Here is a 720-nt window from a genome sequence, read left to right on the forward strand (position 1 = left end):
ACTTTCAGGATAGTCGTTCAGGCCAGCATGCTGAAGAGTTCTTGAAAGGCTGGCAGGGCTATCTAGTCTGTGATGATTACAGTGGTTATAAAGCACGTTTTAAATCAGGCCAGGTGATTGAGGTGGGCTGCATGGCCCATGCACGTCGTAAATTCCATGAACTGCATGTGACCGGGAAAAGTCAGGTCGCTGAACAGGCATTAGTGCTGATTCAGAAACTGTATGGGATAGAAGCAGAACTCAGGAAAAAGACCGATAGTACAGCGGAAGACCGCCGCGAATACCGGCAACAGCATAGTCAACCGGTGATGCAACAACTGTATGAATGGCTCAACCAACATCATCTGACGGTGCCATCGAGTTCTCCCACCGCCAAGGCGATCAATTACACTCTGAAGCGTTGGCCAGCTTTAAGCCGCTATTTGGATGATGGCAATCTACCGATTTGCAATAATTGGGTAGAGAATCAAATGCGACCTTGGGCCTTAGGACGCAAGAACTGGCTGTTTGCTGGCTCGCTGCGCAGTGGTCAGCGAGCGGCGAATATCATGACTTTAATCCAGTCAGCAAAGCTGAATGGCTTGGATCCGTATGCCTATTTAAGTGATGTGCTGAAAAGGTTACCGACACATAAAGTGAGCCAAATAGAAGAATTGCTGCCGCACCGCTGGAAACCCGACCAAAATTAAAAAATAGCTATGGGGTTCAGCGCACGCTTAC

1 protein-coding gene is annotated in these 720 nt (G+C 48.5%); it reads left to right on the forward strand.

Annotated elements, in window-relative coordinates; all coding sequences use genetic code 11:
• Positions 1–689 (forward strand): IS66 family transposase (gene tnpC, locus AC1P5O_RS16715; protein ID WP_364482099.1); only part of this gene is annotated, 689 nt, incomplete at its 5' end.
• Positions 690–720 lie beyond the last annotated feature (31 nt).

Source organism: Prolinoborus fasciculus (assembly GCF_056724605.1).